Source organism: Streptomyces ficellus, assembly GCF_030406405.1.
GTDB lineage: Bacteria > Actinomycetota > Actinomycetes > Streptomycetales > Streptomycetaceae > Streptomyces > Streptomyces ficellus_B.
Genome location: NZ_JAUEPL010000003.1, coordinates 43765 through 68579, shown reverse-complemented (window position 1 = coordinate 68579; position 24815 = coordinate 43765). Strand labels below are relative to the sequence as shown.

Here is a 24815-nt window from a genome sequence, read left to right as displayed (position 1 = left end):
AGCAACCATAGGCGCAGCGCCCGGCCGGCCCGGACGCGGTGTCAGTAAGGGCGCCTTTCCGGGCGCCGTCGCGAGAGGGCCGCGGGTCCGGAGGCGACGTCAAGGAACCGTTAATGATTAGGTAAGGTAACGAAGTACCGCCGGCTGGAATGATCCGGCACGCATGTCAGGAAAGGATCGGCCACTGACTGTCCACCAGCTCAACGAACTCCTGCTCATCTGCTCGCTCGTGCTGCTCGTCGCCGTCGCGGCGGTGCGTGTCTCGTCCCGCAGCGGGCTCCCCAGCCTGCTGCTGTACCTCGGGATCGGGGTCGCCATCGGGCAGGACGGGATCGGCAACGTCGCCTTCGACAATGCCGAATTGACCCAGGTGATCGGCTATGCCGCGCTTGTGGTGATCCTGGCCGAGGGCGGCCTGGGCACCCAGTGGAAGGAGATCAAACCCGCGTTGCCCGCGGCGGCCGTGCTGTCGACCGCCGGCGTCGCGGTGAGCGTGGGCGTCACCGCCACGGCGGCGCACTACCTGGTCGGCCTGGAATGGCGGCAGTCGCTGATCATCGGCGCGGTCGTCTCCTCGACGGACGCCGCCGCCGTCTTCTCCGTCCTGCGCAAAGTGCCCCTCCCTTCGCGCGTGACCGGCGCCCTTGAGGCGGAGTCCGGCTTCAACGACGCCCCTGTCCTGATCCTTGTGGTGGCCTTCTCGACGGCCGGTCCGGTCGACACCTGGTACGCGCTGCTCGGCACCATCGTGCTGGAACTGGCCATCGGCGCGGGCATCGGACTGGCGGTGGGCCTCCTCGGCTCGTACGGGCTGCGGCATGTGGCCCTGCCCGCCTCCGGCCTCTACCCGATCGCCGTGATGGCCATCGCCGTGGTGGCGTACGCGGCCGGCGCCATGGCCCACGGCAGCGGCTTCCTGGCGGTCTATCTCGCCTCGGTGGTCCTGGGCAACGCCAAGCTGCCGCACGCGCCCGCCAACCGCGGTTTCGCCGAGGGGCTGGGCTGGATCGCCCAGATCGGCATGTTCGTGCTGCTGGGCCTGCTCGTGACCCCGCACGAGCTGGTCGAGGACTTCTGGCCGGCGGTGATGGTCGGACTGGTGCTGACGGCGGTGGCGCGGCCCCTGTCCGTTTTCGTGAGCCTGATGCCGTTCCGGATCCCCTGGCAGGAGCAGGCGCTGATGTCCTGGGCGGGGCTGCGCGGCGCGGTGCCCATCATTCTGGCGACCATCCCCATGGTGTCCGGGATCGAGGGCAGCAAGAAGATCTTCAATATCGTCTTCATCCTGGTGGTCGTCTACACGCTGGTGCAGGGCCCGACGCTGCCCTGGCTGGCCAGGGCGCTGCGGCTGGGCGACTCGGCCGGGGCAGCGGACCTGGGCGTGGAATCGGCCCCCCTGGAGCGGCTCGGCGGGCACCTGCTGTCCGTGGCCATCCCCGAGGGCTCCAAGATGCACGGCGTGGAGGTCGCGGAGCTACGGCTGCCCCAGGGGGCGGCCGTCACCCTCGTCGTACGGGACGGAACCAGCTTCGTACCGGCGCCGACGACCGTGCTGCGGCGCGGGGACGAGCTGCTGGTGGTGGCGACGGATCCGGTGCGGGACGCGGCCGAGAGGCGGCTGCGGGCGGTCGGACAGGGCGGCAAGCTGGCCGGCTGGCTGGGGACCGGCGGCGCTGGAAGGTGAACGTCCGGTTAATCGGAGGTGTGGACTCGCCCGTATTGGCAATTTCACAGGGACCACACCCGCTCTCCCCTGTATCATGAAGGCACACTGATCGACCAACTCTGCCTGACGCAGAGCTGGCGCGACCGTATGGCGGCCGGTGACGCCCCTCCCGAGTGGGGCCCGGCATCTACCGCAGTTCCGCGCAAGAGGACAGCTCTCGGCGGCTCCCGACACCCAGGGGAGCGCTACCAGGCGGCAGAAAGGCACGGGCCGTGGCATCCACGGTCACTTCTGACGCTTCGACGTCCGGGGCGTCGACGCCCGGGACTCCGGCGTCAACCGGGGCTTCCGCGTCATCCGGCGCGGCGGCGTCGTCCGGGGCTTCCGGGGCTTCCGGGGCTTCCGGGGCTTCCGGGGCTTCCGGGGCTTCCGGGAAGCGTCCCGGCTATGGGCAGCTGCTGCGCACTTCCGGCGCCTGGACGTTCCTGCTGCCCGGTTTCGCGGCGCGGCAGCCCTTCGCGATGCTCACCATCGGCATCGTCCTGCTGGTGCAGCACACCACCGGTTCGTACGGCAGCGCCGGCGCCGTCGCGGCGTTCACCGGTGTCTCCATGGCCCTGTTCGCGCCGCAGAGCGGCAAGCTCGCCGACCGCTTCGGACAGCGTGCCGTCCTGGTCCCCGGCGTACTGGTGCACACCGTGTCGGTGTCGGCGCTGACGGCGCTGGCGCTGGCCGATGCCCCCCTGTGGGTCCTGTTCGCGGCGGCGGTGCCGACCGGCGCCTCCGTGCCGCAGGTCGGGCCCATGGTGCGGTCCCGCTGGGCCGCGAAGCTGGAGGGCTCCCCGCTGATGTCGACGGCGGCGGCCTTCGAGTCCGTGACGGACGAGTTCACGTTCGTGGTGGGCCCCGTGCTGGCGACCGCCCTGTGCACCGGCGTCCACCCGGCCGCCGGCCTGATCGCCGAAGCGTCGCTGACGCTGGCCGGCGGCCTGCTGTTCGCCGCGCAGCGCGGTACTCAGCCCGCACACGGGTACGCCGCCGGTGCCCACGCGCGCGTGGAGCGCGTTTCCGCCCTGTCCGTGCCGGGCGTGCGCGTCCTGGCTGTGGCCTTCCTGGGCATCGGATCGGTCTTCGGCGGTATGCAGGTCTCGCTGACCGCGTTCACCGAGGAGATCGGCCAGCCGGGCATGAACGGCCTGCTGTACGGGCTCTTCGCCGCGGGCAACATGCTGGCCGGCCTCGCCGTCGGCGCCATCGCCTGGAAGAGCGGCCCCCGGCACCGGCTGGTCCTCGGGTACGCGGGACTGACCGTGGCCGCCTCGCTGCTGTGGTCCGTGCACTCCGTGGCCCTGCTCGGCGCCCTGGGCCTGGTCGTCGGCCTGTGCATCGCGCCGGCCCTGATCAGCGGCTACACGCTGGTCGAGTCCCTGGTGCCGGCGTCCGCCCGTACCGAGGCGTTCACCTGGCTGACCGGCGCCGTGGCGCTGGGCCAGGCTGCCGCCGTGACGGTGTCCGGCCGGCTCGCGGACGGATACGGCGCGAGCGCCGGTTTCCTGGTACCGCTGGCCGGCACGGCCCTGGCGCTGACCACCCTGGTGGCGCTCCGGTCGCGGCTGGCTCCGCGCCCTGCGGGCCGGACCGTGGCACGTGGCGTCGGTCACCGCGTGCCGGTGACGGTGGACTGATCCAGCGGAATACGTCAGTATGGACTGTCGTTAGCACTCATCGAGTGAGAGTGCCAGGAGGAAGACAAGTGCCGACCTACCAGTACCAGTGCACCGAGTGCGGCGAGGGCCTCGAGGCGGTGCAGAAGTTCACCGATGACGCCCTGACCGAGTGCCCGAGCTGCCAGGGACGCCTGAAGAAGGTGTTCTCCGCCGTCGGCATTGTCTTCAAGGGCTCCGGCTTCTACCGCAACGACAGCCGCGGTTCGTCGTCGAGCAGCACGCCCGCATCGAAGCCGGCGAACGGATCCGCCGCGTCGAGCGCGTCCAGCTCGTCCTCGGACTCCTCGTCGTCGGGCTCCTCGTCCTCGGATGCGAAGGCCAAGTCCGCGACGTCGAGCACGGCCGGAAGCTCCAGCACCGCCGCCTGATCGGCTCTCCCCGGTCCGCTTTGCCTGATCCACTTTCCGTGACCCCGCCGTTTCCCACGGCGGGGTCCTCGGCATATCCGGGCCCCGTTAGGGTGAGCCGCATGGCGAACGCAGGGAACGCAGGGAACGCAGGGAACGGCGCGGACATCGGGGTCATCGGCGGCTCGGGGTTCTACTCCTTCCTGGAGGACGTGACCGAGGTCGAGGTGACCACCCCGTACGGCAGCCCGAGCGACTCGTTGTTCTTCGGTGAGCTGGCCGGGCGGCGGGTCGTGTTCCTGCCCCGGCACGGGCGCGGCCACCATCTGCCGCCGCACCGGATCAACTACCGGGCCAACCTGTGGGCGCTGCGTTCGGCCGGCGTACGGCAGGTGCTGGGGCCGTGCGCGGTGGGCGGGCTGCGGCCGGAGTACGGACCGGGCACGCTGCTGGTACCGGACCAGCTGGTGGACCGTACGAAGGCGCGCACGCAGACGTTCTTCGACGGCGAGCCGCTGCCGGACGGCACCGTGCCGAACGTCGTGCACACCTCCTTCGCCGACCCCTACTGCCCCGACGGCCGCAAGGTCGCCCTGGCCGCGGCGCACGGCCGGGGCTGGGAGGCGGTGGACGGCGGGACCATGGTGGTCATAGAGGGCCCGCGCTTCTCGACCCGGGCCGAGTCCCAGTGGCACGCCGCGATGGGCTGGTCGGTGGTGGGCATGACCGGGCACCCCGAGGCGCTGCTCGCCCGCGAGCTGGGGCTCTGCTACACGTCGATGGCGCTGGTCACGGATCTGGACGCGGGCGCGGAGACGGGCGACGGCGTCTCGCACACCGAGGTGCTGCGGGTGTTCGGCGAGAACGTGGGACGGCTGCGCGAGGTGCTCTTCGACGCGGTCGCCGCGCTGCCCGAGACCGAGAGCCGTTCGTGCCTGTGCACGCGGGTGCACGACGGCTGGGACCTGGGGATCGAACTGCCGTGATCGTGGCGGGTGGTCACCCCGGCGGGTGAGCGGGTTTTCCACATGCCGGTGGTCATCCACAGGCACGAGCGGGATCGGCGGGGACGCGGGATCGTGAGGCACGTCGGCGGAAGAGCCGGCGGAGCTGCTTCTCGATCCGGTCTCTCACGGCAGGCGGTGGTTGCCATGGCGTCCCTCTCGTTCTCCGCTTCTTATCCCTCTGGTTCCTCTCCTTCTGGTTCCTCTCCTTCTGGTTCCTCTCCCTCTGGTTCCTCTCCCTCTGGTTCCTCTCCCGCTGGCTCTTCTCCCTCTGATCCTCCTGCGGTTCCTTCCGCTGCTTCCCCCTTCGTTTCTCCGGTGCCCGAGCCGTGCGGGGTGCCGCAGTTCGCACCGCTGCGCGTGCGCGGCGGGCGGCACCGGTTGCGGCGCGCCCTGCGGCGGAGGCGGCGGGCGATGGCGGCGGGGCTCGCCATGACGGCGGCCGCGCTTGCCGCTTCGGGGGCCGGCGGGCTCGCCGACACGGGCGCGCCACGGGCCGCCGCGGCGCCACAGCAGGAGCGGAAGCCGATGGAGTGGGTGTCCGCCCCGGTGCGGATCGCGGACGGGGCGACGGTACGGCTGCTGAGGCCGGGAGACCGGGTGGATGTGATCGCCGCACCCGACCCGGCGTCCGGTGAGGGGACGAAGGCCCGGGTGGTGGCCGGGGGCGTGCGTGTCGCCGAGGTGCCGCGGGCACCCGAGGCCTCCGCGGAGGGTGGAGCGCTGGTCGTCCTCTCCGTCCCGCGTGCCACCGCGGCGGTGCTGGCCGGCGCGGGTGCGACGTCCCGCCTGGCGGTGACCCTGTGCTGAGCCGCACCGTTTGCCTGTCACGTCCCCTTTCGCTGTGCACGGATTGGACGGTGGTGTGCGGCGCACGGCCTAATGGCTCCGCCAACTGCACATGCGACGAAAGGCACCGTGGTGAGCCAGGAGAAGAATCAGAGCTTGCTGGAGGGCTTCAAGGCCTTCCTCATGCGCGGGAACGTGATCGACCTGGCGGTCGCGGTGGTCATCGGCGCCGCGTTCACCAACATCGTGAACGCGATCGTCAAGGGAGTGATCAGCCCGATCGTCGGCGCCTTCGGCACCCAGAACCTGGACGGCTACCGGGCCTGCCTGAAGGGCCCGTGCGAGGTGAACGCCAGTGGGGAGGTCGTCAGCGGCGTCACAATCCTGTGGGGCTCGGTGCTCAGCGCCACGCTCAGCTTCCTCATCACCGCGGCGATCGTCTACTTCCTGATGGTGCTGCCCATGGCCAAGTACCTGGCGCGGCGCGCGGCACTGGAGAAGCAGAAGAAGGGCGTGGAGGAAACCCTGGAAGTCACCGAGCTGGAGGTGCTCAAGGAGATCCGCGACGCCCTCGTCTCACAGCGCGGGGGCTCGGGGCGCGGCACCCCGTAAGGCCGCCGGCTCAGAGGTGGTGCGGCGGCTTCTCGTCAAGGAAACGCGCGAGGTCGGCGGCGCTGTCGCCGACGGGAGGCCGCTCACCCCACCCACGGCCCGTATCGTCCGCGGACTGTTGGTCCAGCGGATCGTCGAAGATCAGCGCCGGTTTCCTCTTCTTGGGACTCTCCGGCCCGTCCGGGCTGTTCGGAGTGCTCTGCGGACTGCTCTGCGGACTGCTCGGATCGTCCGGACTGCTTGGACTCTTCAGGTTCTCCGGATTGTGTGGATTCTTCTCTTCCTCAGGCGCTGATTCGGCCTTCGCATCGCGCGGTCCGGGGGTGGGGGCGGTGCTCATACCCTCAGCGTACGCCGGAAATCAGCGGTCGTTCGAGGCGGTCGGCCACACCCGTGGCGGCGGTCGGCGGGGCCGCCGGGCGCGCGGCCCGTGATACGCAAGAGGGATGAATGACGCACTGACGGATGTGGCCGGACTGCGGGTGGGCCATGCCCGCGTGCTGGGTGAGCGCGCCCTGAGCGGCACCACCGTCGTCCTCGCGCCGGAGGGCGGCGCGGTAGCGGCCGTGGACGTGCGGGGCGGTGGGCCCGGCACCCGCGAGACCGACGCGCTGGACCCGCGCAACCTGGTCCAGCGCATCGAGGCGGTGGTCCTGACGGGCGGCAGCGCGTACGGGCTGGAGGCGGCCGCCGGGGTCATGGCGTGGCTGGAGGAGCGGGGGCGCGGCGTGCGCGTGGGTCCCGACCCGTCGCAGGTGGTGCCGGTCGTGCCGGCGGCGTGCGTGTTCGACCTGGGCCGGGGCGGCGACTGGAGGGCGCGCCCGGACGCGGCCACGGGGCGGGCGGCGGTGGAGGCGGCGGACGCGACGGGGCCGCGCGCACCGGTGGAGTGCGGGGCTGTCGGAGCCGGTACGGGCGCGGTGATCGGCGGGATGAAAGGGGGTGTCGGTACGGCCAGTACGGTGCTGGCGTCCGGGATCACCGTCGGCGCGCTGGTGGTGGCCAACGCCGTGGGCTCGGCGGTCGATCCGCTGACGGGGGCGCTGTACGGGGCGTACGGCGACGGGCCCGTGGCGCTTCCGGACCCCCAGGTGCACGCCGCGGCGGCCCGGCGGCTGGCCGAGGCGCTGGAGCGCAACGACTGGCCGCCGCTGAACACCACCCTCGCGGTGGTCGGTACGGACGCCGACCTGACCCGGGCGCAGGCGCAGAAGCTCGCGGGGACGGCGCACGACGGCATCGCGCGCGCTGTACGGCCGGTGCATCTGCTCAACGACGGCGACACGGTGTTCACCCTCGCCACGGGTGAGCGGCCCCTGCCGGAAGCGGGCGGTCCGCTGGCGCTGAACGAGGTGCTGGCGGCCGGGGCATCCGTCGTGACCAGGGCGATCGTCCGGGCGGTACTGGCCGCCGGGTCGGTGTCCGGGCCGGGCGGCGACTTCCCCTCGTACCGTGAGCTGTACCGGCTCGACTGAGGGGCGGAGCACCGCGGTTGGGGGCGCGTGGGAACTCGCCCCGCGCGCCCTTCGTTTTGTCGAAGCCGGACGCGTTGTCAGACCCAGGCACTACCTTAAGCAAGCATCGAGTGACACGCGGCGACGGCCTGGAGACCCCTCTTGAACGTTCCCAACGAGCCGATCGATCCGATCCATCCGATCGATCCGAGCGGCCTGGACTACCCGTACGAAACGACCGAGATGCATGTCGAGCGCCTCATGGGGCGGGCGCTCAACTCCTTCGACCTGCCCGACGCGCTGGTCGAGCGACTGGACTCCGCGCTGGCGCACGCCAGTTCGCTGCATTCGTCGCACCACAGCGCGGCGCTCCACCGGGCGACGTACCGGCATACGTACCTGCTGGCGGACGGCTCGTCGCTGACCCTGTGGGAGCTGGTGCACAACACCGGGCGGGACGGCCGTGACCAGCACGAGCTGTATACGGAGGAGGCGGAGGTCCGGCTGGCGGCCTCGCGTCTGCCCGTGGGCCCGCCCGAGCCCGACCAGGACGACCTGGACGCCGACTATGAGCTGCTGGGCGCGCTGCTGGCCCGGCCGGTGGTCCCGGCGCCCCGGAGGTACGTGCCGGAGGATTCCGCCGACCATGCGCGCCGGGTGCTGCGCCGGGCGGAGAACGAGGACCGGCCGGGTGACGCGGTGGCGGCGCGGCTGCGGGGCGCCTTCGCCCACCACATCAGGCAGGTCTTCGGGCGGCAGCGCAGCGTGGCGGGCAAGGACGCGGGGTTCACGCTGTACGAGCACGCGTTCCTGCTGCTGGACGGCAGCGAGATGAGCGTCTGGGAGGTGGAGCACACGGCGACGCCGGACGGCCGCCACATGTGCGAGGTGTACGAGGACGAGCACACCGCGCGCGAAGCGATGGAGCTCCGCGCGCGGGTGCGCTGACGCTTCAGCCGCCGCCGTCGTCGGCCGGCCTCCCGCCGGTCGCCGTCGTCAGGCCGCGACGGCGACCTTCCCGGAGGTCTCCGGCTCGTCCACCGGGGCGGGGACGGCTGCCCTGCGGGCGTGGCCCTTGAGGACGATCACCAGTCCGGCGCTCACCAGGGTGCCGGCGATGATCGCGACCAGGTAGAGGAACGGGTTGCCGATCAGTGGGACCACCCAGATCCCGCCGTGGGGCGCGCGCAGCGTGCACTCGAACGCCATCGACAGGGCGCCGGTGACCGCGCCGCCCACCATCGCCGAAGGGATGACCCGCAGGGGGTCGGCCGCGGCGAAGGGGATCGCGCCCTCGGTGATGAACGAGGCGCCGAGCACCCAGGCCGCCTTGCCGTTCTCCCGCTCGGCCTTGGTGAACAGCTTGGCCCGCACCACCGTGGCCAGGGCCATCGCCAGCGGCGGGACCATGCCGGCGGCCATCACGGCGGCCATGACCTTGAGGGAACCCTCGTTGGGGCTGGCCAGACCGCCGATGGCGAAGGTGTACGCGACCTTGTTGAGCGGACCGCCCAGGTCGAAGCACATCATCAGGCCGAGGATCACGCCCAGCACGATCGCGTTGGCGCCGGACAGACCCGACAGCCAGTCGGTCAGCGCGCTTTGGAGGGAGGCGATCGGCTTGCCGATCACCAGGAACATCAGGAAGCCGACGACGATCGAGGAGATCAGCGGGATGACCACCACGGGCATGATGCCGCGCAGCGGCGCGGGGACCCGAAGCCGCTGGATACCCATCACCACCCCACCGGCGATCAGGCCGGCGGCCAGGCCGCCGAGGAACCCGGCGTTGATGCTGAGCGCGACGGCGCCGCCGACGAAGCCGGGGACGAGGCCGGGGCGATCGGCCATGCCGTACGCGATGTATCCGGCGAGGACGGGCACCAGGAAGCTGAACGCCAGGCCGCCGACCTGGAACAGCAGCGCCGCCCAGCTGTCGGCCTGCCCCCACGCGAAGTGCTCGGCGACGGAAGGGGCCTTGTTGATGGTGTAGCCGCCGATGGCGAAGCCGAGGGCGATGAGGAGACCGCCGGCGGCGACGAACGGGACCATGTAACTGACGCCGGACATCAGCCACTTGCGCAGCTTGGTGCCGTAGCCCTCACCGGGTTCGCCCGCGCGCTCGACGGGGGTGCCGCCGCCCTTGGCGTGGTCGGTGACCTCACCGCGTGCGGCCTTGCCGCGCACCTCGGTGATCAGGTCGGCGGCCCGGTTGATCCCGGCCTTGACGCCGACGTCGACGGTGGGCTTCCCGGCGAACCGCTCCTTCTCGCGGACCGGGACGTCATGAGCGAAGATCACGCCGTCGGCGGCGTCGATGACGGCGGGGTCGAGCCGGGTGAACCCGGCGGAGCCCTGCGTTTCGACGGCCACCTCGACTCCGGCGGCCCGCCCGGCGTTCTCCAGGGACTCGGCCGCCATGTAGGTGTGGGCGATCCCGGTGGGGCACGACGTGACGGCCACGATCCGGAACGGTTCCGGTCCCCCATCGGCGGGGATTGCGCCCGGTTCCCCGGCGGCGGGGCTCTCCGCGCCGGAAGGCGTCCCACCGGAGGGCACCGCCGGGGCGGGGCTCTCGGGGCCGGAACCCGCCGGGGCCGCAGGCGCACCGGAACCCGCAGCCGCGACCGGGCGTTCCGCTTCGGAAGCGGGGGCCGCCGTCGCCGTACCCGCCGGGGCCGCCGTCGCCGCAGCCGCCGTCGCCGCCCGAGCAGGCTGCGGCTGCTGCGGCGTGTCGCCGCGGATCAGTGCGGCTGCCTCCGCCGGGTCCGTCAGCGTCCGGAGCGCCGACGTGAAGTCGGTGTCCATCAGGCGGCGGGCCAGGGAGGACAGGATCGTCAGGTGTGCGTCGTCCGCGCCCGCCGGGGCGGCGATGAGAAAGATCAGGTCCGCCGGGCCGTCCGCCGCGCCGAAGTCGATACCCGCGGCCGAGCGGCCGAAGGCGAGCGTGGGCTCGGTGACATGCGCGCTGCGGCAGTGCGGGATGCCGATGCCGCCGTCCAGGCCGGTCGGCATCTGCGCCTCCCGCGCCGCCACATCGGCGAGGAAGCCCTCCAGGTCGGTCACCCGCCCCAGCGTCACCATGCGCTCGGCGAGCGAACGGGCCGCCGCTTCCTTCGTGTTCGCGGCCAGGTCGAGATCGACCAGGTCCGCGGTGATCATGTCGCTCATCGCGGGCTCCCTTTACTCGCTCAAGTCTCGGTCGAGGGGTATGTCGGCGGTCACGGTGACCGCGGACGGGTCCAGATCGGAGGGGGTCGGCATTTCGCTGCCCGGCAGTTGCACGGCCGCCGCGCCGTGCGCGACCGCCGCCGCCAGCGCGGCCGGGCCTTCGCCGCCGGCCGCGAGGAAGCCCGCCAGGGAGGCGTCGCCCGCACCGACGTTGCTGCGTACGGCGCCGACGGCGGCGTACCCGTAGAAGGCGCCCGCGGCGGAGACCAGCAGCTGGCCGTCGGCGCCCAGGCTGGCGAGCACGGCGCCGGCGCCCGCCTGGCGCAGCTCCTCCGCCGCCTTCACCGCGTCGCCCAGCGTGGTGAGGGGGCGGCCGACCGCTTCGGCGAGCTCCTCGGCGTTGGGCTTGACCACGTCGGGCCGGGCCCGCAGCGCGGCCAGCAGCGACGGGCCGGAGGTGTCCAGGGCGATGCGGGATCCATGGCCGTGCGCGCGGGTGACGAGGTCGGCGTACCACTCGGGCCCGAGGCCGCGCGGCAGGCTGCCGCAGCAGGCGATCCAGTCGGCGGCGGGTGAGTACGCGCCGACCATCGACAAGATGGCCTCGGATTCCACGGGGCTCAGCCGCGGCCCCGGCGCGTTGATCTTCGTCAGCGTGCCGTCCGGTTCGGCGACCGCGATGTTGGACCGGGTGTGTCCCTTCAGCGGGACGGGCGCCACCTGGATGCCCTCGTCGGCCAGCAGCTCCGCGACGAGCGCGCCGGGCGCGCCGCCCAGCGGGACGACGGCGACGGTACGGTGCCCGGCCGCCGCCACGGCCCGGGAGACGTTGACGCCCTTGCCGCCCGGGTCCATGCGTTCGCCGGTGGCGCGCAGCACTTCGCCGCGCTCCAGTGCCGGCACCTCGTACGTACGGTCCAGGGACGGGTTGGGGGTGACGGTCAGGATCATGCGCGTACGACTTCCGTTCCGGCCGCCTCGATGGCCGCCGCGTCCTCGGGGCTGAGCCCGGTGTCCGTGATGAGCAGGTCGACGTCGGTCAGGTCGCCGAACCGGGCGAAGTGCTCCTTGCCGTGCTTGGCGGAGTCGGCGAGCAGCACCACGCGTCGCCCGGCGGCGACGATGGCCCGCTTGACGGCGGCCTCGGCGAGGTCGGGGGTGGTGAGCCCGTGCCGGAGCGAGAACCCGTTGGCGCCGACGAAGGTGACGTCGGCGCGGATCTGCCCGTACGCCCGCAGCGCCCAGGCGTCGACGGCCGCGCGGGTGCGGTGCCGGACGCGTCCGCCGACCAGGTGCAGGGCGATGCCCGGGTGATCGGCGAGGCGGAACGCGGCGTGCAGGGCGTGGGTGACGACGGTGAGCGTGCACTCCGGGGGCAGTGCGGCGGCCACCCGGGCCACCGTGGAGCCGGCGTCGAGGATGACGCTGCCGTCCTCGGGCAGCTCGGCGAGTGCGGCGCGCGCGATGCGGTCCTTCTCGTCGGCGGCGGTGGACTCGCGCTCGGCGAGGTCGGGTTCGAAGTCCAGCCGCCCCGCCGGGATGGCGCCGCCGTGCACCCGGCGGACGAGCCCGGCGCGGTCCAGGGCCTTGAGGTCGCGCCGGATCGTCTCCGCCGTGACCTGGAAGTGCTCGGCCAGGGAGAGCACATCGACCCGGCCGCTGTCGCGGGCGAGGCGCAGGATCAGCTGCTGGCGCTCCGGTGCGTACATGTGGGTTTACGTCCGTTCAATGCCCGAACCTGTTGTTTCAACAGCAGGCTACGACTGCTTTGCGGAGAAGTAAACAGACTCGGGCAACCGGAAGGCCCGGCTCCGGGGATTTCCCCGGAGCCGGGCCGTTACTCCTCCGTACCGCGCCCGAGTGGTCTCAGCGCGTGAGCACGGGCTCCGCCTCGGGCGCGTCAGCCGTACCGCCGGCACCGCCCGCACCGCCCGCACCGCCCGTACCACCCTCCAGGTGCTGCTTGGGGCGTACCGGCAGCGCGAACATCACCAGGAAGATCACCACGAGCACCGCCACGACCCACCACAGCGCGCCCTGGAAGGCCTCCGCGAACGCCTCGCCGACCCGGGCGGGCGCGAGCCGCTCCTCGTCGATGGCCCCGAAGAAGACCACCGACACCAGCCCGAGGCCCAGTGCCGTACCCATCTGCCCCGTGGTGTTGATGAGCCCCGACGCCGAACCGGCGTGCTCACGCGGCACATCGGACAGCACCGCGTCGGTCAGCGGCGCCACGATCAGGCCCATGCCCACACCCATCACGACCAGCGGCAGCACCATCTGCCAGGAGTGGATGGCCGTGCCGTACCGGCCCGCCTCCCAGATGTAGAGGAGCACTCCGGCGGCCATCGTCAGCGCGCCCGCCTGGAGCACCTTGCGCCCGAAGCGCGGCACCAGCAGCTGTACGGACAGCCCCGCGGCCACCGACACGGCGATCGAGAACGGCACGCCCGTCAGGCCCGCCCTGAGCGGGCTCCAGCCGAGCCCGACCTGCATGTACAGCGTCCAGACCAGGAAGAACACGCCCATCACGACACCGAAGGTGAGCTGTACGGCGATACCGGCGGCGAAGCTCTTGACCCGGAACAGCGACAGCTCGACCAGCGGCGAGCCGTCCTTGCGCGTCTTGTACCTCTCGTACGCGACGAACGCGCCGAACACCAGCAGGCTGCCGACCATGCAGACATGGCCCCACAGCGGCCAGTCCAGCTCACGGCCGCGGGTCAGCGGGTAGATCAGCATCAGCAGACCCAGCGTGACCAGCGCGACGCCGACCAGGTCGAGGCGGAGCGCCTTGTCGGCGCGCGACTCGGTGATGAACGCGCGCCCGAGGATCAGCCCGGCGACGCCGACCGGCAGGTTGATCAGGAAGATCGGCCGCCACTCAAGCCCGAAGAGGTTCCACTGGGTGAGCAGCGCGCCCAGCAGCGGCCCGGAGACCGCGCCGAGCCCCACGACCGCGCCGAACATCCCGAAGACCTTGCCGCGCTCGTGCGGCGGGAACGTCACATGGATGATCGCCAGCACCTGCGGCACCATCATCGCCGCCATCGCGCCCTGGAGCAGACGCGAGGCGACCAGCATCTCGGGACTGGCGGCGAAGCCGCAGAGCGCTGAGGCGACGGTGAAGCCGGCGATGCCGACGAGGAACAGCCGCTTGCGGCCGTAGATGTCGCCCAGGCGCCCCCCGGTGATGAGCCCGGCCGCGAACGCCAGCGCGTAACCGGCGGTGATCCACTGGATCGCGCCGAACGACGCCGACAGGTCGCGCTCGATGCTCGGGATGGCGATGTTGACGATGGTCACGTCGACGAGGTCCATGAACGCGGCCGTCATCACGATGGCCAGTGCCAGCCATCGCCGCCGGTCGGCGTCTGTTCCCGCTGCTTGTGGGGTGGTGGAGGTCATGGACGGAAAACTAGTCGCCCTATAGGACAGGTCATGTCCTATAGGGCGCGCATCCTGGACACATGACGGACACTCCGGCACGACTCCTCAATCTGCTGTCGCTCCTGCAGACGCCGCGCGAATGGCCGGGCAGCGAGCTGGCCGAACGCCTCCGCGTCAGTCCCCGTACGATCCGCCGCGACGTCGACCGGCTGCGCGACCTGGGCTACCCGGTCGAGGCCACCCGGGGCGCGGTCGGTGGCTACCGGCTGGTGGCGGGCGCCGCGATGCCGCCGCTGCTCCTGGACGACGAGGAGGCGGTCGCGATCGCGGTCGGGCTGCGGGCGGGGGCCGGGCACGCCATCGAGGGTGTGGAGGAGGCGGCCGTACGGGCGCTGGCGAAACTGGAGCAGGTCCTGCCGTCCCGGCTGCGGCACCGGGTCTCCACCCTCCAGAACGCGACGATCCCGCTCACGCGCGGTGACGGCGCGACCGTCGCACCCTCGACGCTCACCGCGCTCGCGGCGGCGGTCACCGGCCATGAGCGCGTGCGGTTCGGCTACCGCGCGGGCGACGGCACGGAGACCAGGCGGCAGGTCGAGCCGTACCGCCTCGTCTCGACCGGCCACCGGTGGTACCTGGTGGCGTACGACCTGGAGCGGGAGGACTGGCGTACGTTCCGTGTCGACCGGGTCGGCGAGCCCTTCCCGACCGGTGCCCGGTTCACCCCGCGCGACCTGCCGGCGGGTGACGCGGCGCAGCTGCTGGCCCACTCGGTGACGCGTGCGCAGCCCGAGCAGGAGGTGGACGTCACCTTCGCGGCGCCCGCGGAGTTCGTGACGGCCCGCCTGCCGGCGCCGCTCGCCCCGGCGCCGACGGGCCCGGACACCTGCCGGCTGCGCACCCGCTCGGCGGACTCCGTCGAGTACCTGGCGCTGCGGCTGGCGCTGGCCGACTGCGAGTTCACCGTCCACGGCCCGGACGCGCTCGTGTCGTACGTCGCGGATCTGGGCGCCCGCCTGTCCCGCGCGGTGCCCTAGGCTTCACGGGCCCATGGGCCCATGGGCCCCCGGCCACCCCTTCGGGAGCCGGCCCTCCGGAGCCGCCCCTTCCCGAGCCGGCCGCACGCGCGGCGACACGGCCGCGAGCGGGGTCCCGGGGGCCATCGCCCCGGGGACCCGCCCCGGGCAACCACCCCGGGCCACCGTCGCCGGACGACCCTTACGACGCTTACGCCGCCGCGTCGAAGCCCGTGTCGCGGGCCATGCGCTTCAGTTCGAGCAGGGCGTGCTTCTCGATCTGGCGGATGCGTTCGCGCGTCAGGCCGTGCTCCTTGCCGACCTCGGTCAGCGTCCGCTCACGGCCGTCCTCGATGCCGTACCGCATGCGGATGATCGAGGCCGTACGGTTGTCGAGCTTGCCGATCAGGTCGTCCAGCTCCTCGCTGCGCAGCAGCGTCAGCACGGACTGCTCCGGCGACACCGCGGAGGTGTCCTCCAGGAGGTCGCCGAACTGCGTCTCGCCGGCGTCGTCCACCGACATGTTCAGCGAGACGGGGTCACGCGCCCAGTCCAGGACGTCGATGACCCGCTCCGGGTTGGAGCCGAGCTCGGCGGCGATCTCCGCGGGCTCCGGATCGCGCCCGTGCTCGCGGTTGAACTCGCGCTGCACGCGGCGGATGCGGCCCAGTTCCTCCACCAGGTGGACGGGGAGCCGGATGGTGCGCGACTGGTCGGCGATCGACCGCGTGATGGCCTGACGGATCCACCACGTGGCGTACGTCGAGAACTTGAACCCCTTGGTGTAGTCGAACTTCTCGACCGCCCGCACCAGGCCCGCGTTGCCCTCCTGGATGAGGTCGAGCAGCGGCAGGCCACTGCGCGGGTAGCGGCGGGCCACCGCTACGACCAGGCGCAGGTTCGAGCGGATGAAGATGTCCTTGGCACGCTCGCCCTCGGCGACCAGACGCTCCAGTTCCTCTCGGGACGCGCCGGCGGCGTCGGAGTCCACCTCACCGTCCAGGATCTGCCGGGCGTACACACCCGCCTCGATGATCTGGGACAGCTCGACCTCCTTGGCGGCGTCGAGCAGGGGCGTGCGCGCGATCTCGTCGAGGTACATGCCGACCAGGTCGCGGTCGGCGATCTCCCCGCCCACGGCGCGAACGCTGCTTGCCCTGTCGGTGGTCCCACTGGTGCCGGACTGACGACGAGCGACGGCACGGGTTGCCATGCGAGCTCCCTTGCTGAGTAGGTCGCGACACCCTCCCGGGTGCCCTGCATCCGACGGAAACAACGACTGGAATCCGGACAGAATTCCCATGCCGCCCGTCGATTTCCGTGATCTTGCAGTACCCTGTCCCGCCACCCTGGGAGGACGGATGCCGCACGGTAAAGAAGAGGTGCAGGTCAGGCCAGGCGCGGAAGGTGACCTCACGGCCCTCACGGACATCTACAACCACTACGTCCGTGAGACCGCCATCACATTCGACACCGTCCCCTTCGCCCCCGAACAGCGGCGCCCCTGGCTGCGCTCCCATCCGGAAGACGGCCCGCACCGCTTGCTGGTTGCTCGCGATGTCCGGAATGCCGGAAGGGTTCTGGGGTACGCCACCTCCGGCCCCTTCCGGGCGAGGCCCGCGTACTCCACCTCCGTCGAGGTCAGCGCCTACCTCGCCCCGGAGGCGGCCGGGCGCGGCATCGGCACGCTGCTCTACGAGCGCCTCTTCGAGGTCCTCGCAGATGAGGACGTGCACCGCGCGTACGCCGGGATCGCCCTGCCGAATGACGCCTCCGTACGCCTCCACACCCGCTTCGGCTTCCGGCACGTGGGCACCTTCGGCGAGGTGGGCCGCAAGTTCGGGCGGTACTGGGACGTGGCCTGGTACGAGAAGACACTCTGACCGCGTGCCCCACTGAAGCTCTTTTAAATTTCAAGAGCCCCATGTCACAGCCGTAGTGTGGGATACATGGATACGGCATCGAACGGCGGCGGCGGCGACCGGGCGCGCTGGCTCAGCGACGAGGAGCAGCGCGTCTGGCGTGCGTATCTGCACGCCACCACGCTCCTGGAGGACCACCTCGACCGCCAGCTCCAGCGCGACGCCGGGATGCCGCACATCTATTACGGCCTGCTCGTCCAGCTCTCGCAGGCCCCGTGCCGCCGCAAGCGGATGACGGAGCTCGCCAAGGACGCCAAGATCACCCGGTCCCGGCTGTCGCACGCCGTCGCCCGCCTGGAGAAGTACGGGTGGGTACGCCGCGAGGACTGCCCCTCCGACAAGCGCGGCCAGAACGCCCACCTGACGGACGAGGGGTACGAGGTGCTGAAGCGGACCGCGCCCGGCCATGTCGCGGCCGTACGCCAGGCGATCTTCGACCGGCTCAGCCCGGAGCAGGTGGAAGAACTGGGCGAGATCATGCGGGTGATGGCGGAGGGCCTCCAGCCGTCCGGCCCGGACGCCGACCTGCCCTGGCTGCGCTAGCCCGTCCCCGGCCCCGGCCCCGGTTGCGCTGGGTCGCCCCTGGGCCCGGCTGCGCTGGGTGGTCGCCTGGCCGTGGCTGCGCTGGACCCCCTGGCCCTGGCTGAGATGGATCGCCTCCGACTGCGTCAGGTCGCCCTGGGCCTGGCCGCGTCAGGTCGTCAGGAGCACGCCCGCGTACGAGGCCCCCGCCACGATCACCCAGGCGGTGAGCCCCAGCGCCGCGACCCGCGCCCCGGTCCGCGACAGCGTCGGCAGGTGAACCGCGCTCCCGAGGCCGAACAGGGCGGCGGCGAGCAGGAGTTCCTGGGCCGTCCCGGCGGCGGCCAGGGCCGGCGCGGGCACCAGTCCCGTGGTGCGCAGGGCGACCATCGCGAGGAACCCGGCGACGAAGAGCGGCACCAGCGGCGGACGGTGACCGTCCCGCGCGGTACGCCCCCGGCGCCGCCCGGCCACCACCAGCCCGGCCACCAGCGGGGCCAGCAGCGCCACGCGCAGGAGCTTGACCAGCACGGCCTCGCCCAGCGCGGCGGGCCCGGCGGTCTGCGCGGCGGCCACCACCTGGCCCACGTCGTGCACGCCCGCCCCCACCCACCGCCCGAACTGCGCGTCGGTGAGGCCCAACGGCATGTGCAGCAGCGGCAGTACGGCGATGGCGAGCGTGCCGCACAGGGTCACCAGGGCGACCGACGTGGCGGCGTCGTCCTCGTCGCTGCCGCGCACCGCGCTCACCGCCCCGATGGCGGACGCGCCGCAGATCGAGTACCCCGTCGCGATGAGCAGCGGCTGGTCCCCCGGCAGCCCGATGCGGCGCCCCAGCCACCACGTACCGCAGAAGGTGGCGGCCACGACGGCGAGCACCATGGCGACCGTGCGCCAGCCGAGCCCCAGGACGTCGGACAGGCTCAGCTTCAGCCCGAGGAGGACGACGCCGACGCGCATCAGGCGCTTGGCGGCCAGGGTGAGCCCGGCGCGGCAACGGCCGCGTATTCGGGTGCGCAGCCACGGCGCGTGCGCGGCGGCGACGCCCAGGACCACGGCGGCGGTGAGCATGGGGACGGCGGGCACGGCGAGGTGCACGAGCCAGGCGGCGCCCACCCCGGCGGCGGCGAGCACGAGCCCGGGGAGCGGCGACGGACGCGCGGGCGGCGTGCGCGTCCGCACGGTCACACCTGTAGCTGTTCGCGCGGTCTCACCCGTAGCCGTCCGCGCGGTCGCACGCGAGCCGATGAGGGCCATCACGCGTCCACCGGCAGCCGGTACACCCGCCGGATGCTGGTGCCCAGCCGCGTGATGTCGGCGCCGTACACGTGGAGCGACACGGCCGTGTCGTCGCCCCCGTTGCGTACGAGGTGGATGTCGCCCGGCGGCGCGAAGGCGGCGACCTCTCCCGCTCGGCTGACCACGTCCTGGGTGGCGACCAGCCGCGCGGACGTACCGTCCGGGACGAGGGCGAAGCGGCGCTCGTGCTCCTCGCCCCGGTGGACGCCGGTCACGCACCAGGAGACGTGGTCGTGGACGGTCGTGGCCTGGCCGGGCAGCCAGACCAGGGCAACGACGGAGAAGCCGCCGTCGGGCTCGGCGTGCAGCACGTGCTGGCGGTAGCGCGCGGGGTCGCCTTCGCACTGGGCGGCGGTCAGCAGGTCGGGGGCGCCGAGGTGCGGGGCGAGGCGCTCGGCCACGAGCCGGGCGGTCGTCCCGGGCGGCAGGCCGCGGTCCACGGCGTCGCGCAAGTCGGCGACCAGGGCTCGCAGGCGGGGGTTGGCCGTGGGGAGGGGGGTGGTCGTCATGACGGGAGGGTCCGGCGGACAGGCCCTCGGCGTCCAAGGAGGGTTCGTTGCCGGGTCCCCAAGGACACCTAATGAGTCAGCGCCCGGCTCAGCAACCCATCAGCAGCCCACCTTCGCTCAGCAGCCCACCTTCGCCTCCGCCGCCGCGACGATCGCGTCAAGTGCGAGCGAGGTGGCCGGTATGCGCAGGTGGTCGCGGAGCACGTACGCGTACACCTGGCGACGGGTGTGCGGCTCGACGATCCGTCCGGTGACCTTCGCGTGGCACAGGAACGACAGCACGAGCGAGGGGACCATCGCGATGCCGACGCCCGCCGCGACCAGGCTCTGCATCACCAGGTTGTCGTCCGTCGTGCACGCCACGTCGGGGGTGAACCCCTCCTCGGCGCAGGCGTGCAGGAAGTTGGCGCGGCAGCGGCCGCAGCCGGCGATCCACCGCTCGTGCGCCAGGTCCGCCAGGTGCACGGCCTTGCGGCGGGCCAGTGGGTGCCCGGTGGGCAGGAGCACCGTCAGCGGGTCCTCCAGGAGCTTGAACTCCTCCAGTTCGTCGGGGACGTCGACCCGGAGCCCCGGATAGCTGAAGGCGAGGGTGACGTCGCACTCGCCCCGGGCGACCATGCGCAGTGAGTCGGGCGGCTCGCTCTCCACCAACTCGACCCGGATGCCGGGGTGTTCGGCCGCCATGCGGGCCATCGCGTCGGGCAGTATCGTCGCCCCGGCGCTGGGGAAGGCACAGACTCGTACGCGGCCTGAGCGCAACCGCGCGATGGCGTCGATCTGCTGCTGCGCCGCCGCCAGGCTGTCGAGGATCGCCCCGGTGTGCCGGGTGAGCGCCTGGCCGGCCTCGGTCAGCCGCAGGCCGCGCCCGACACGGGTGAACAGCGCTGTGCCGACGTCCCGTTCGAGGGCCTTCATCTGCTGGCTGACGGCCGGCTGGGTGTAGCCGAGGGAGCGGGCGGCCGCCGTGTAGGAACCGGTCCTGACCACTTCATGGAAGGTCTTGATGTACCGGGAATCGAACACAGCTGAAGCATAAGCGGGAATTGGGGTACGAAAAGATGCGTTCCCCGCCAGGTTATCGAGGACCCTGGCGGGGAACGCACCCCCTCGGCTCAGCTGGTGCGTCAGTGCGCGGCGACGGGAATCATCACCTGGTCCTCGCCCCCGTCCCCGCCCTCGACACCGTGACCACCCCCGGTGGCACCGGCACCCCCGGCGACCGGATGCCAACCGGCGCCCGGGACGGCCGGTGTTGATGAGCGCGAACGCGATCGTCACCGCCTTACGGCCGATGGCTCACCGGCCTTACCGCTTACCGGCCTTACGGCCACGGCTCACCGGCCTTACCCCTTGCGGCTTGCGGCTTACGGCGTCACCGCGGCGTGCGGCGCAGGTCCTCCAGGGTCGCGGCCGCGCCGGGCAGCTCGGAGCGCGCGGGCGCCTCCAGGCCGTCGAGGAACAGCTGAAGATGGCGGTGGACGAACCGGTCGATGTCCGGGCAGGCCGTGCCCAGCAGGGGTCGGGTGAGCTGGGACAGGGCGACGAGCAGGTCGCCGACGGCGACGTCGGGGCGCAGCCGGCCCGCCGCGTGTGCCCGGTCGACGAGGGCCACCACGGCCTGCTCCAGCCGGGTGCGCTCGGCGTCCAGTTCGGGGTGGTCCCTGTGGAAGGCGCCGGAGAGCATCGGGCACAGGGCGCCGATGCGCTCGTCGGCGGCGGCGTGGGTGAAGCGGCGCAGCGCCTGGAAGGCGTCGGCCTCCTCGGCGGCCGCTTCGAGGGCCCGTTCGGTGGTGCGGGACATGACGGAGAGGACGACCTCGTGGATGAGGGCCGCGCGGTCGGGGAAGTGCCGGTAGAGCGTGGCGTTGCCGACCGCGGCCCGGCGGGTGATGTCGTCGAACGGGACGTCGGGCCCGATCTCGACGAACATCTCGCGGGCCGCCGTCAGGATCCGCTCCCGGTTGCGCAGGGCGTCCGCCCGAGGGCGGGACGCCCCCGTCCGGGGGGCACGGTGTGCCGCGGTGTCGGCGGGGCTGGTCACGGCCCACTCCCTTTCCTGTTCCTGTCGATCGCACGCACCGGTGAAGCGGGGACGACTTCCCCGCTTGTCGGCGACACAGTCGTAACCGGGGAGCCCATCCCCGGTTATCTCCCTCACTGCCTGTGACCCGCATCACGCCTCTTCGGCGAAGAAACGCCCGAACGGGCTCATCCGGCGCGCGCCCACGCACCACCCGGCTGAGGCTGATCGGACAGGAGAGCAGTCCGGATCCGGCCGGCTGCCGCGGACCGAAGGCGATCAGCGCGCATGGAGCAGACCCGCCGGCGGATACGCAGACCGGTCGCCTTCGGGGCGGCCACCACCCTCCTCATAACCGGCCTGGCCACGGCCAGCTCCACCCTCCCGGACCCGACCCGCGCCTCGGCAGGCCCCATATCCGCCCGTTCCACCGACGAAGAATCGGCGCTCGCGCCCTGCCGGATCGCCTCGCCTCTCGGCGTACAGCTGTCGGAAGGCATACCCACGGCGCCGGGCTACGCCCGCTCGACGGGCAAGGTCCGCGCCCTCACCCTGATGATCGACTTCCCGGACGCCCGCGGTGAAGGACCGGCGATGAACCGGTTCGCCGAGTTCTTCCCGCAGACCACCGACTGGTTCCGCACCAGTTCCTACGGGCGGCTCAGCTACCGCCCCGAGGCCCCGCTGCGCGACTGGCTGCGGATGCCGATGCCATTCGCCTCGTACGGGATCGAGCGCGGCTCACCGTACGAACCGGGCTACCGCCAGCTCGTCCAGGACATCGTGGCGGCCGCCGACCCGAAGGTCGACTTCAGAGCGTACGACCTGGTCAACGTCCTGGTCACGCCGAACGCCGGCCCCTCGGCGCTGGACACCGTCCTGTCCGTCACCTTCTCCGGCAACGGCGAGGCCCCGCACGCGGACGGCTCGCCCGTCGCCAACACGTCCTTCATCTACAGCCGCCAGGACGACGGCTCCGGTTCCTACCACGAGACGGGCTACCGGGTCCTCCCGCACGAGAACGGCCACGTCTTCGGCCTGCCCGACCTGTACACGGCCGAGGGCGGCGGCGCGGTGGGGCACTGGGACATCATGTCGGAGGACTGGGGGGCCAACAACGACCTGCTGGGCTGGCACAAGTGGAAGCTGGGCTGGCTCGACGACGACCAGGTGCGCTGCTCCGCCACGTCCGGCAGCCGCGAGTACACCCTCACCCCGCTGGCCACCAAGGGCGGCCCCAAGCTCGCCTTCATCCCGCTGACGCCCGAGTCCGGGTACGCGGTGGAGGTCCGCACCCGGGACGGCAACGACGAGGCGGTGTGCGAGCCGGGCGTGCTGATCTACCACGTCCAGTCCGACGTGGACACCGGCAACGGCCCGGTCACCGTCGCCGACAGCGACCGCGGCAGCGGCGGCTGCACGCGCCGCCCGAATGTGCACGCGGAGCTGTCGGACGCCCCGTACCGCCCCGGCGAGTCGTTCACCGACCCCGAGAGCGGCGTCCACATCACCGTGCTGTCCGAGGACCGCGAGTCGGGCTCCTACCGGGTCCGCGTCACCCGCGCCTGAACGTCCTCCCGCAGCTCCCGCTTGAGCACCTTGCCCGTCGCGTTGCGCGGCAGCGGCCCGTCCTGCACCAGGACGTGGGCCGGCACCTTGAAGGCCGCGAGCCTGCGCGCCACATGCGCCCGCAGCTCGTCGGCGCCCGTCCCGGCCCGGGCCCCCGCCCGCAGGCGCACCACGGCGGCGACCTCCTCGCCCAGTACGGGGTGGGGCACTCCGAGCACGGCCGCGTCCGCCACGTCCGGGTGGTCGTGGAGCGCGGCCTCGACCTCCACGCAGTACACGTTCTCGCCGCCCCGGATCACCATGTCCTTGAGCCGGTCGACCACGCTGACCCGCCCCTCGCGCACGGTCGCGAGGTCGCCGGTCCTGAACCAGCCGTCGGGCGTGAACGCCGCCGCGGTCGCCTCCGGGTCCTCCCAGTAGCCGCGACACAGGGACTGGCCGCGCAGCCACAGCTCGCCGACCTCGCCCTCGGGCAGGGCCCGCCCGTCCGGGGCGGCGACGCGCACCTCGGTGACGGGTGTGGGCCGCCCGACGCTGCCGGGGAAGGCGCGGTAGGCCTCCCCGAAGGCGGCCAGGACCCCGCCGCTCGTCTCGGTCAGCCCGTACCCGTTGCGCGCCTCGACGCCCTGCGGGCAGCGCGCGACGAGGCCGGGCGGGGCGGCGGCGCCACCGGTACTGAGGTGGGTGAGCGTCCCGAGCCCCGTGTCCTGCGCCGCGTCCAGCAACTGCAGCGCGGTCGTGGGCACTCCGGCGTAATGCGTCACGCCATGCCGGTCGATCAGCTCCAGCGCCTTCGCGGCGTCCCACTTGCGCATCAGCACCAGCGTGCCGCCCGCCGCCATCACCGCGTAGAACGAGGTGAACGCGGCCACGTGGAAGAACGGGAACGTCGTCAGCGACACGGGCGCCGGCCCCTGCCCGGGGATCTCCCCGCGCTCCAGCGCGGCGACGGCGGCGTGGAAGCGGGGGTTCATCGCGGCCCCGGCCTGCGCGAGGTGCGTGGCCACCGCACCCTTGGGGCGCCCGGTGGTGCCGGACGTGTAGATGATGGTGGCGTCGTCCTCGGGCCGTACGTCCACGTCCGGCGGCCCGAGCGCGGGGTCGGCGGCCGGCAGGTCCTCGTACCGCTCGAACCCCTCCTCCGCCTCCCCGTCCCCGTGAAAGACCACGCCCGGGACGCCCGCCTTCCGGGCCCAGTCCCGCACCCGCCCGACCCGCTCCCCATCCACGAGCAGGACACGCGGCCGGCAGTCGTCGAGGGCGTACGCGAACTCGTCCTCGGTCCACCAGGCGTTCAGCGGCACGGCCACCAGGCCCGCCAACTGGGCCGCCCAGAAGGCGATCTGCCACTCGGGATGGTTCCGCATGGCGATGACGGCCCGGTCACCCGGCCGCAGCCCGTACACCTCGGTGAACCGCCGGGCGAGCGCGCACGCCACGGCGAAGAACTCCCGGTACGTGTACGCCCGGTGCTCCCCCACGAGGAACGGCCGCTCACCGTACCCCCAGGTGACCTCCACGAACTCCCGCAAGGTGCGCGGCCCTTGGGCATACACGGCCCGCCCGTCCTCCCCGGCCACCACCGCGAAGGGCGCCCCGGGCGCGGTCAGCCGGTCGTACGCGGACGGATACGTCGACGTGGACGGATCGGTGTGCGGCACCCTCGCCTCTTCCTAAGCACTTGCTCAGCCCCTGCGCCCGACGCTATGCGCCCCACCACCACTCCGTCAAGGTCGATGTATCCACCACCCATCCCCCCGCCGCACAGGCCGCCGAACGGCTGCGGCAGCGCGCAGCG

The 24815-nt window shown here is 72.4% G+C and carries 23 protein-coding genes; 12 read left to right on the top strand and 11 right to left on the bottom strand.

The annotated features are described in order from the left end of the window. Nucleotides 1-163 precede the first annotated feature (163 nt). From QWM81_RS03050 to QWM81_RS03025, 6 genes are all read left to right on the top strand, one after another. A complete protein-coding gene (locus QWM81_RS03050; RefSeq protein WP_290109866.1) occupies nt 164-1684 on the top strand; it encodes a potassium/proton antiporter in 1521 nt (506 codons plus the stop codon). Nucleotides 1685-2121: 437 nt separating this feature from the next. Continuing rightward, nucleotides 2122-3351 carry an MFS transporter gene (locus QWM81_RS03045; RefSeq protein ID WP_290110042.1) on the top strand — a complete coding sequence of 410 codons (1230 nt, stop codon included), beginning with the start codon at nt 2122-2124 and terminating at the stop codon, nt 3349-3351. A 68-nt stretch (nt 3352-3419) separates the two neighbouring features. Beyond that, entirely contained in the window at nt 3420-3761 is a 342-nt protein-coding gene (locus QWM81_RS03040; RefSeq protein WP_290109865.1) for an FmdB family zinc ribbon protein, read from the top strand. 101 nt (nt 3762-3862) lie between these two features. After that, a complete protein-coding gene (locus tag QWM81_RS03035) occupies nt 3863-4726 on the top strand; it encodes an S-methyl-5'-thioadenosine phosphorylase (RefSeq protein ID WP_290109864.1) in 864 nt (287 codons plus the stop codon). Between the two features lie 336 nt (nt 4727-5062). Continuing rightward, nucleotides 5063-5554 carry a CpaB family protein gene (locus tag QWM81_RS03030; RefSeq protein WP_353938273.1) on the top strand — a complete coding sequence of 164 codons (492 nt, stop codon included), beginning with the start codon at nt 5063-5065 and terminating at the stop codon, nt 5552-5554. 72 nt (nt 5555-5626) lie between these two features. Further along, complete coding sequence (locus QWM81_RS03025; protein WP_290109861.1) at nt 5627-6145, top strand: large conductance mechanosensitive channel protein MscL; 519 nt, start codon at nt 5627-5629, stop codon at nt 6143-6145. 10 nt (nt 6146-6155) lie between these two features. Here the strand turns inward: QWM81_RS03025 and QWM81_RS03020 are convergent, their stop codons facing one another. Then, entirely contained in the window at nt 6156-6485 is a 330-nt protein-coding gene (locus QWM81_RS03020; RefSeq protein WP_435372313.1) for a hypothetical protein, read from the bottom strand. A gap of 106 nt (nt 6486-6591) precedes the next feature. Here QWM81_RS03020 and QWM81_RS03015 point away from each other — a divergent pair, with 106 nt between their 5' ends. Then, nucleotides 6592-7620: a P1 family peptidase gene (locus QWM81_RS03015; protein ID WP_290109860.1), complete on the top strand. Its 1029-nt coding sequence runs from the start codon at nt 6592-6594 to the stop codon at nt 7618-7620. A 195-nt stretch (nt 7621-7815) separates the two neighbouring features. Further along, nucleotides 7816-8547: a DUF6227 family protein gene (locus QWM81_RS03010; RefSeq protein ID WP_290110040.1), complete on the top strand. Its 732-nt coding sequence runs from the start codon at nt 7816-7818 to the stop codon at nt 8545-8547. 48 nt (nt 8548-8595) lie between these two features. Here the strand turns inward: QWM81_RS03010 and QWM81_RS03005 are convergent, their stop codons facing one another. The 4 genes from QWM81_RS03005 to QWM81_RS02990 all read right to left on the bottom strand — a co-directional run bounded on the left by QWM81_RS03005 (nt 8596) and on the right by QWM81_RS02990 (nt 14178). Beyond that, nucleotides 8596-10770 (bottom strand): PTS fructose transporter subunit IIABC, encoded by a 2175-nt coding sequence (locus tag QWM81_RS03005; RefSeq protein WP_290109859.1) that lies wholly within the window; start codon nt 10768-10770, stop codon nt 8596-8598. 12 nt (nt 10771-10782) lie between these two features. After that, nucleotides 10783-11721 (bottom strand): 1-phosphofructokinase, encoded by a 939-nt coding sequence (gene pfkB, locus QWM81_RS03000; protein WP_290109858.1) that lies wholly within the window; start codon nt 11719-11721, stop codon nt 10783-10785. Next, a complete protein-coding gene (locus tag QWM81_RS02995; RefSeq protein ID WP_290109857.1) occupies nt 11718-12479 on the bottom strand; it encodes a DeoR/GlpR family DNA-binding transcription regulator in 762 nt (253 codons plus the stop codon). Before QWM81_RS02995 ends, pfkB begins: the two co-directional genes overlap by 4 nt. A 157-nt stretch (nt 12480-12636) precedes the next feature. Next, on the bottom strand, nt 12637-14178 hold the full coding sequence (locus tag QWM81_RS02990; protein ID WP_290109855.1) for an MFS transporter: 1542 nt from the start codon (nt 14176-14178) through the stop codon (nt 12637-12639). Between the two features lie 62 nt (nt 14179-14240). Between QWM81_RS02990 and QWM81_RS02985 the strand changes: the two genes are divergently transcribed. Continuing rightward, entirely contained in the window at nt 14241-15197 is a 957-nt protein-coding gene (locus QWM81_RS02985; RefSeq protein WP_290109854.1) for a helix-turn-helix transcriptional regulator, read from the top strand. A gap of 190 nt (nt 15198-15387) precedes the next feature. On the opposite strand, the gene QWM81_RS02980 is transcribed toward QWM81_RS02985, so the two are convergent. Continuing rightward, the gene (locus QWM81_RS02980; RefSeq protein ID WP_290109853.1) at nt 15388-16389 is read right to left on the bottom strand and encodes a sigma-70 family RNA polymerase sigma factor; all 1002 of its coding nucleotides are present in this window, start codon (nt 16387-16389) and stop codon (nt 15388-15390) included. A 148-nt stretch (nt 16390-16537) separates the two neighbouring features. On the opposite strand from QWM81_RS02980, the gene QWM81_RS02975 reads away from it, so the two are divergent. Together QWM81_RS02975 and QWM81_RS02970 are read left to right on the top strand one after the other, a co-directional pair. After that, nucleotides 16538-17059 carry a GNAT family N-acetyltransferase gene (locus QWM81_RS02975; RefSeq protein ID WP_290109852.1) on the top strand — a complete coding sequence of 174 codons (522 nt, stop codon included), beginning with the start codon at nt 16538-16540 and terminating at the stop codon, nt 17057-17059. 66 nt (nt 17060-17125) lie between these two features. Next, on the top strand, nt 17126-17641 hold the full coding sequence (locus tag QWM81_RS02970) for a MarR family winged helix-turn-helix transcriptional regulator (protein WP_290109851.1): 516 nt from the start codon (nt 17126-17128) through the stop codon (nt 17639-17641). A gap of 150 nt (nt 17642-17791) precedes the next feature. On the opposite strand, the gene QWM81_RS02965 is transcribed toward QWM81_RS02970, so the two are convergent. The 4 genes from QWM81_RS02965 to QWM81_RS02950 form a co-directional block, all read right to left on the bottom strand. Continuing rightward, nucleotides 17792-18877 carry a YeiH family protein gene (locus QWM81_RS02965; RefSeq protein ID WP_290109850.1) on the bottom strand — a complete coding sequence of 362 codons (1086 nt, stop codon included), beginning with the start codon at nt 18875-18877 and terminating at the stop codon, nt 17792-17794. Next, nucleotides 18877-19428 (bottom strand): cysteine dioxygenase family protein, encoded by a 552-nt coding sequence (locus tag QWM81_RS02960; RefSeq protein ID WP_290109849.1) that lies wholly within the window; start codon nt 19426-19428, stop codon nt 18877-18879. The genes QWM81_RS02965 and QWM81_RS02960 overlap by 1 nt, the downstream gene beginning before the upstream one ends. Nucleotides 19429-19545: 117 nt before the next feature. Then, on the bottom strand, nt 19546-20451 hold the full coding sequence (locus QWM81_RS02955; protein WP_290109848.1) for a LysR family transcriptional regulator: 906 nt from the start codon (nt 20449-20451) through the stop codon (nt 19546-19548). Between the two features lie 349 nt (nt 20452-20800). After that, nucleotides 20801-21469 carry a TetR/AcrR family transcriptional regulator gene (locus QWM81_RS02950; RefSeq protein ID WP_290109847.1) on the bottom strand — a complete coding sequence of 223 codons (669 nt, stop codon included), beginning with the start codon at nt 21467-21469 and terminating at the stop codon, nt 20801-20803. A 267-nt stretch (nt 21470-21736) separates the two neighbouring features. Here QWM81_RS02950 and QWM81_RS02945 point away from each other — a divergent pair, with 267 nt between their 5' ends. Continuing rightward, a complete protein-coding gene (locus QWM81_RS02945; RefSeq protein ID WP_290109846.1) occupies nt 21737-23017 on the top strand; it encodes a M6 family metalloprotease domain-containing protein in 1281 nt (426 codons plus the stop codon). On the opposite strand, the gene QWM81_RS02940 is transcribed toward QWM81_RS02945, so the two are convergent. Next, on the bottom strand, nt 22990-24678 hold the full coding sequence (locus QWM81_RS02940; protein ID WP_290109845.1) for a class I adenylate-forming enzyme family protein: 1689 nt from the start codon (nt 24676-24678) through the stop codon (nt 22990-22992). The two genes, QWM81_RS02945 and QWM81_RS02940, sit on opposite strands and share 28 nt — an antisense overlap. Between the last annotated feature and the right edge of the window lie 137 nt (nt 24679-24815).

Coding starts and splice junctions, on each gene's coding strand:
- QWM81_RS02985 (WP_290109854.1), top strand. CDS start 14,241: ATGACGGACACTCCGGCACGACTCCTCAATCTGCTGTCGCTCCTGCAG.
- QWM81_RS02990 (WP_290109855.1), bottom strand. CDS start 14,178: ATGACCTCCACCACCCCACAAGCAGCGGGAACAGACGCCGACCGGCGG.
- QWM81_RS02960 (WP_290109849.1), bottom strand. CDS start 19,428: ATGACGACCACCCCCCTCCCCACGGCCAACCCCCGCCTGCGAGCCCTG.
- pfkB (WP_290109858.1), bottom strand. CDS start 11,721: ATGATCCTGACCGTCACCCCCAACCCGTCCCTGGACCGTACGTACGAG.
- QWM81_RS02945 (WP_290109846.1), top strand. CDS start 21,737: ATGGAGCAGACCCGCCGGCGGATACGCAGACCGGTCGCCTTCGGGGCG.
- QWM81_RS02970 (WP_290109851.1), top strand. CDS start 17,126: ATGGATACGGCATCGAACGGCGGCGGCGGCGACCGGGCGCGCTGGCTC.
- QWM81_RS03050 (WP_290109866.1), top strand. CDS start 164: ATGTCAGGAAAGGATCGGCCACTGACTGTCCACCAGCTCAACGAACTC.
- QWM81_RS03035 (WP_290109864.1), top strand. CDS start 3,863: ATGGCGAACGCAGGGAACGCAGGGAACGCAGGGAACGGCGCGGACATC.
- QWM81_RS03020 (WP_435372313.1), bottom strand. CDS start 6,485: ATGAGCACCGCCCCCACCCCCGGACCGCGCGATGCGAAGGCCGAATCA.
- QWM81_RS02980 (WP_290109853.1), bottom strand. CDS start 16,389: ATGGCAACCCGTGCCGTCGCTCGTCGTCAGTCCGGCACCAGTGGGACC.
- QWM81_RS03025 (WP_290109861.1), top strand. CDS start 5,627: ATGGCTCCGCCAACTGCACATGCGACGAAAGGCACCGTGGTGAGCCAG.
- QWM81_RS02975 (WP_290109852.1), top strand. CDS start 16,538: ATGCCGCACGGTAAAGAAGAGGTGCAGGTCAGGCCAGGCGCGGAAGGT.
- QWM81_RS02965 (WP_290109850.1), bottom strand. CDS start 18,877: ATGGCCCTCATCGGCTCGCGTGCGACCGCGCGGACGGCTACGGGTGAG.
- QWM81_RS02995 (WP_290109857.1), bottom strand. CDS start 12,479: ATGTACGCACCGGAGCGCCAGCAGCTGATCCTGCGCCTCGCCCGCGAC.
- QWM81_RS03015 (WP_290109860.1), top strand. CDS start 6,592: ATGAATGACGCACTGACGGATGTGGCCGGACTGCGGGTGGGCCATGCC.
- QWM81_RS03005 (WP_290109859.1), bottom strand. CDS start 10,770: ATGAGCGACATGATCACCGCGGACCTGGTCGATCTCGACCTGGCCGCG.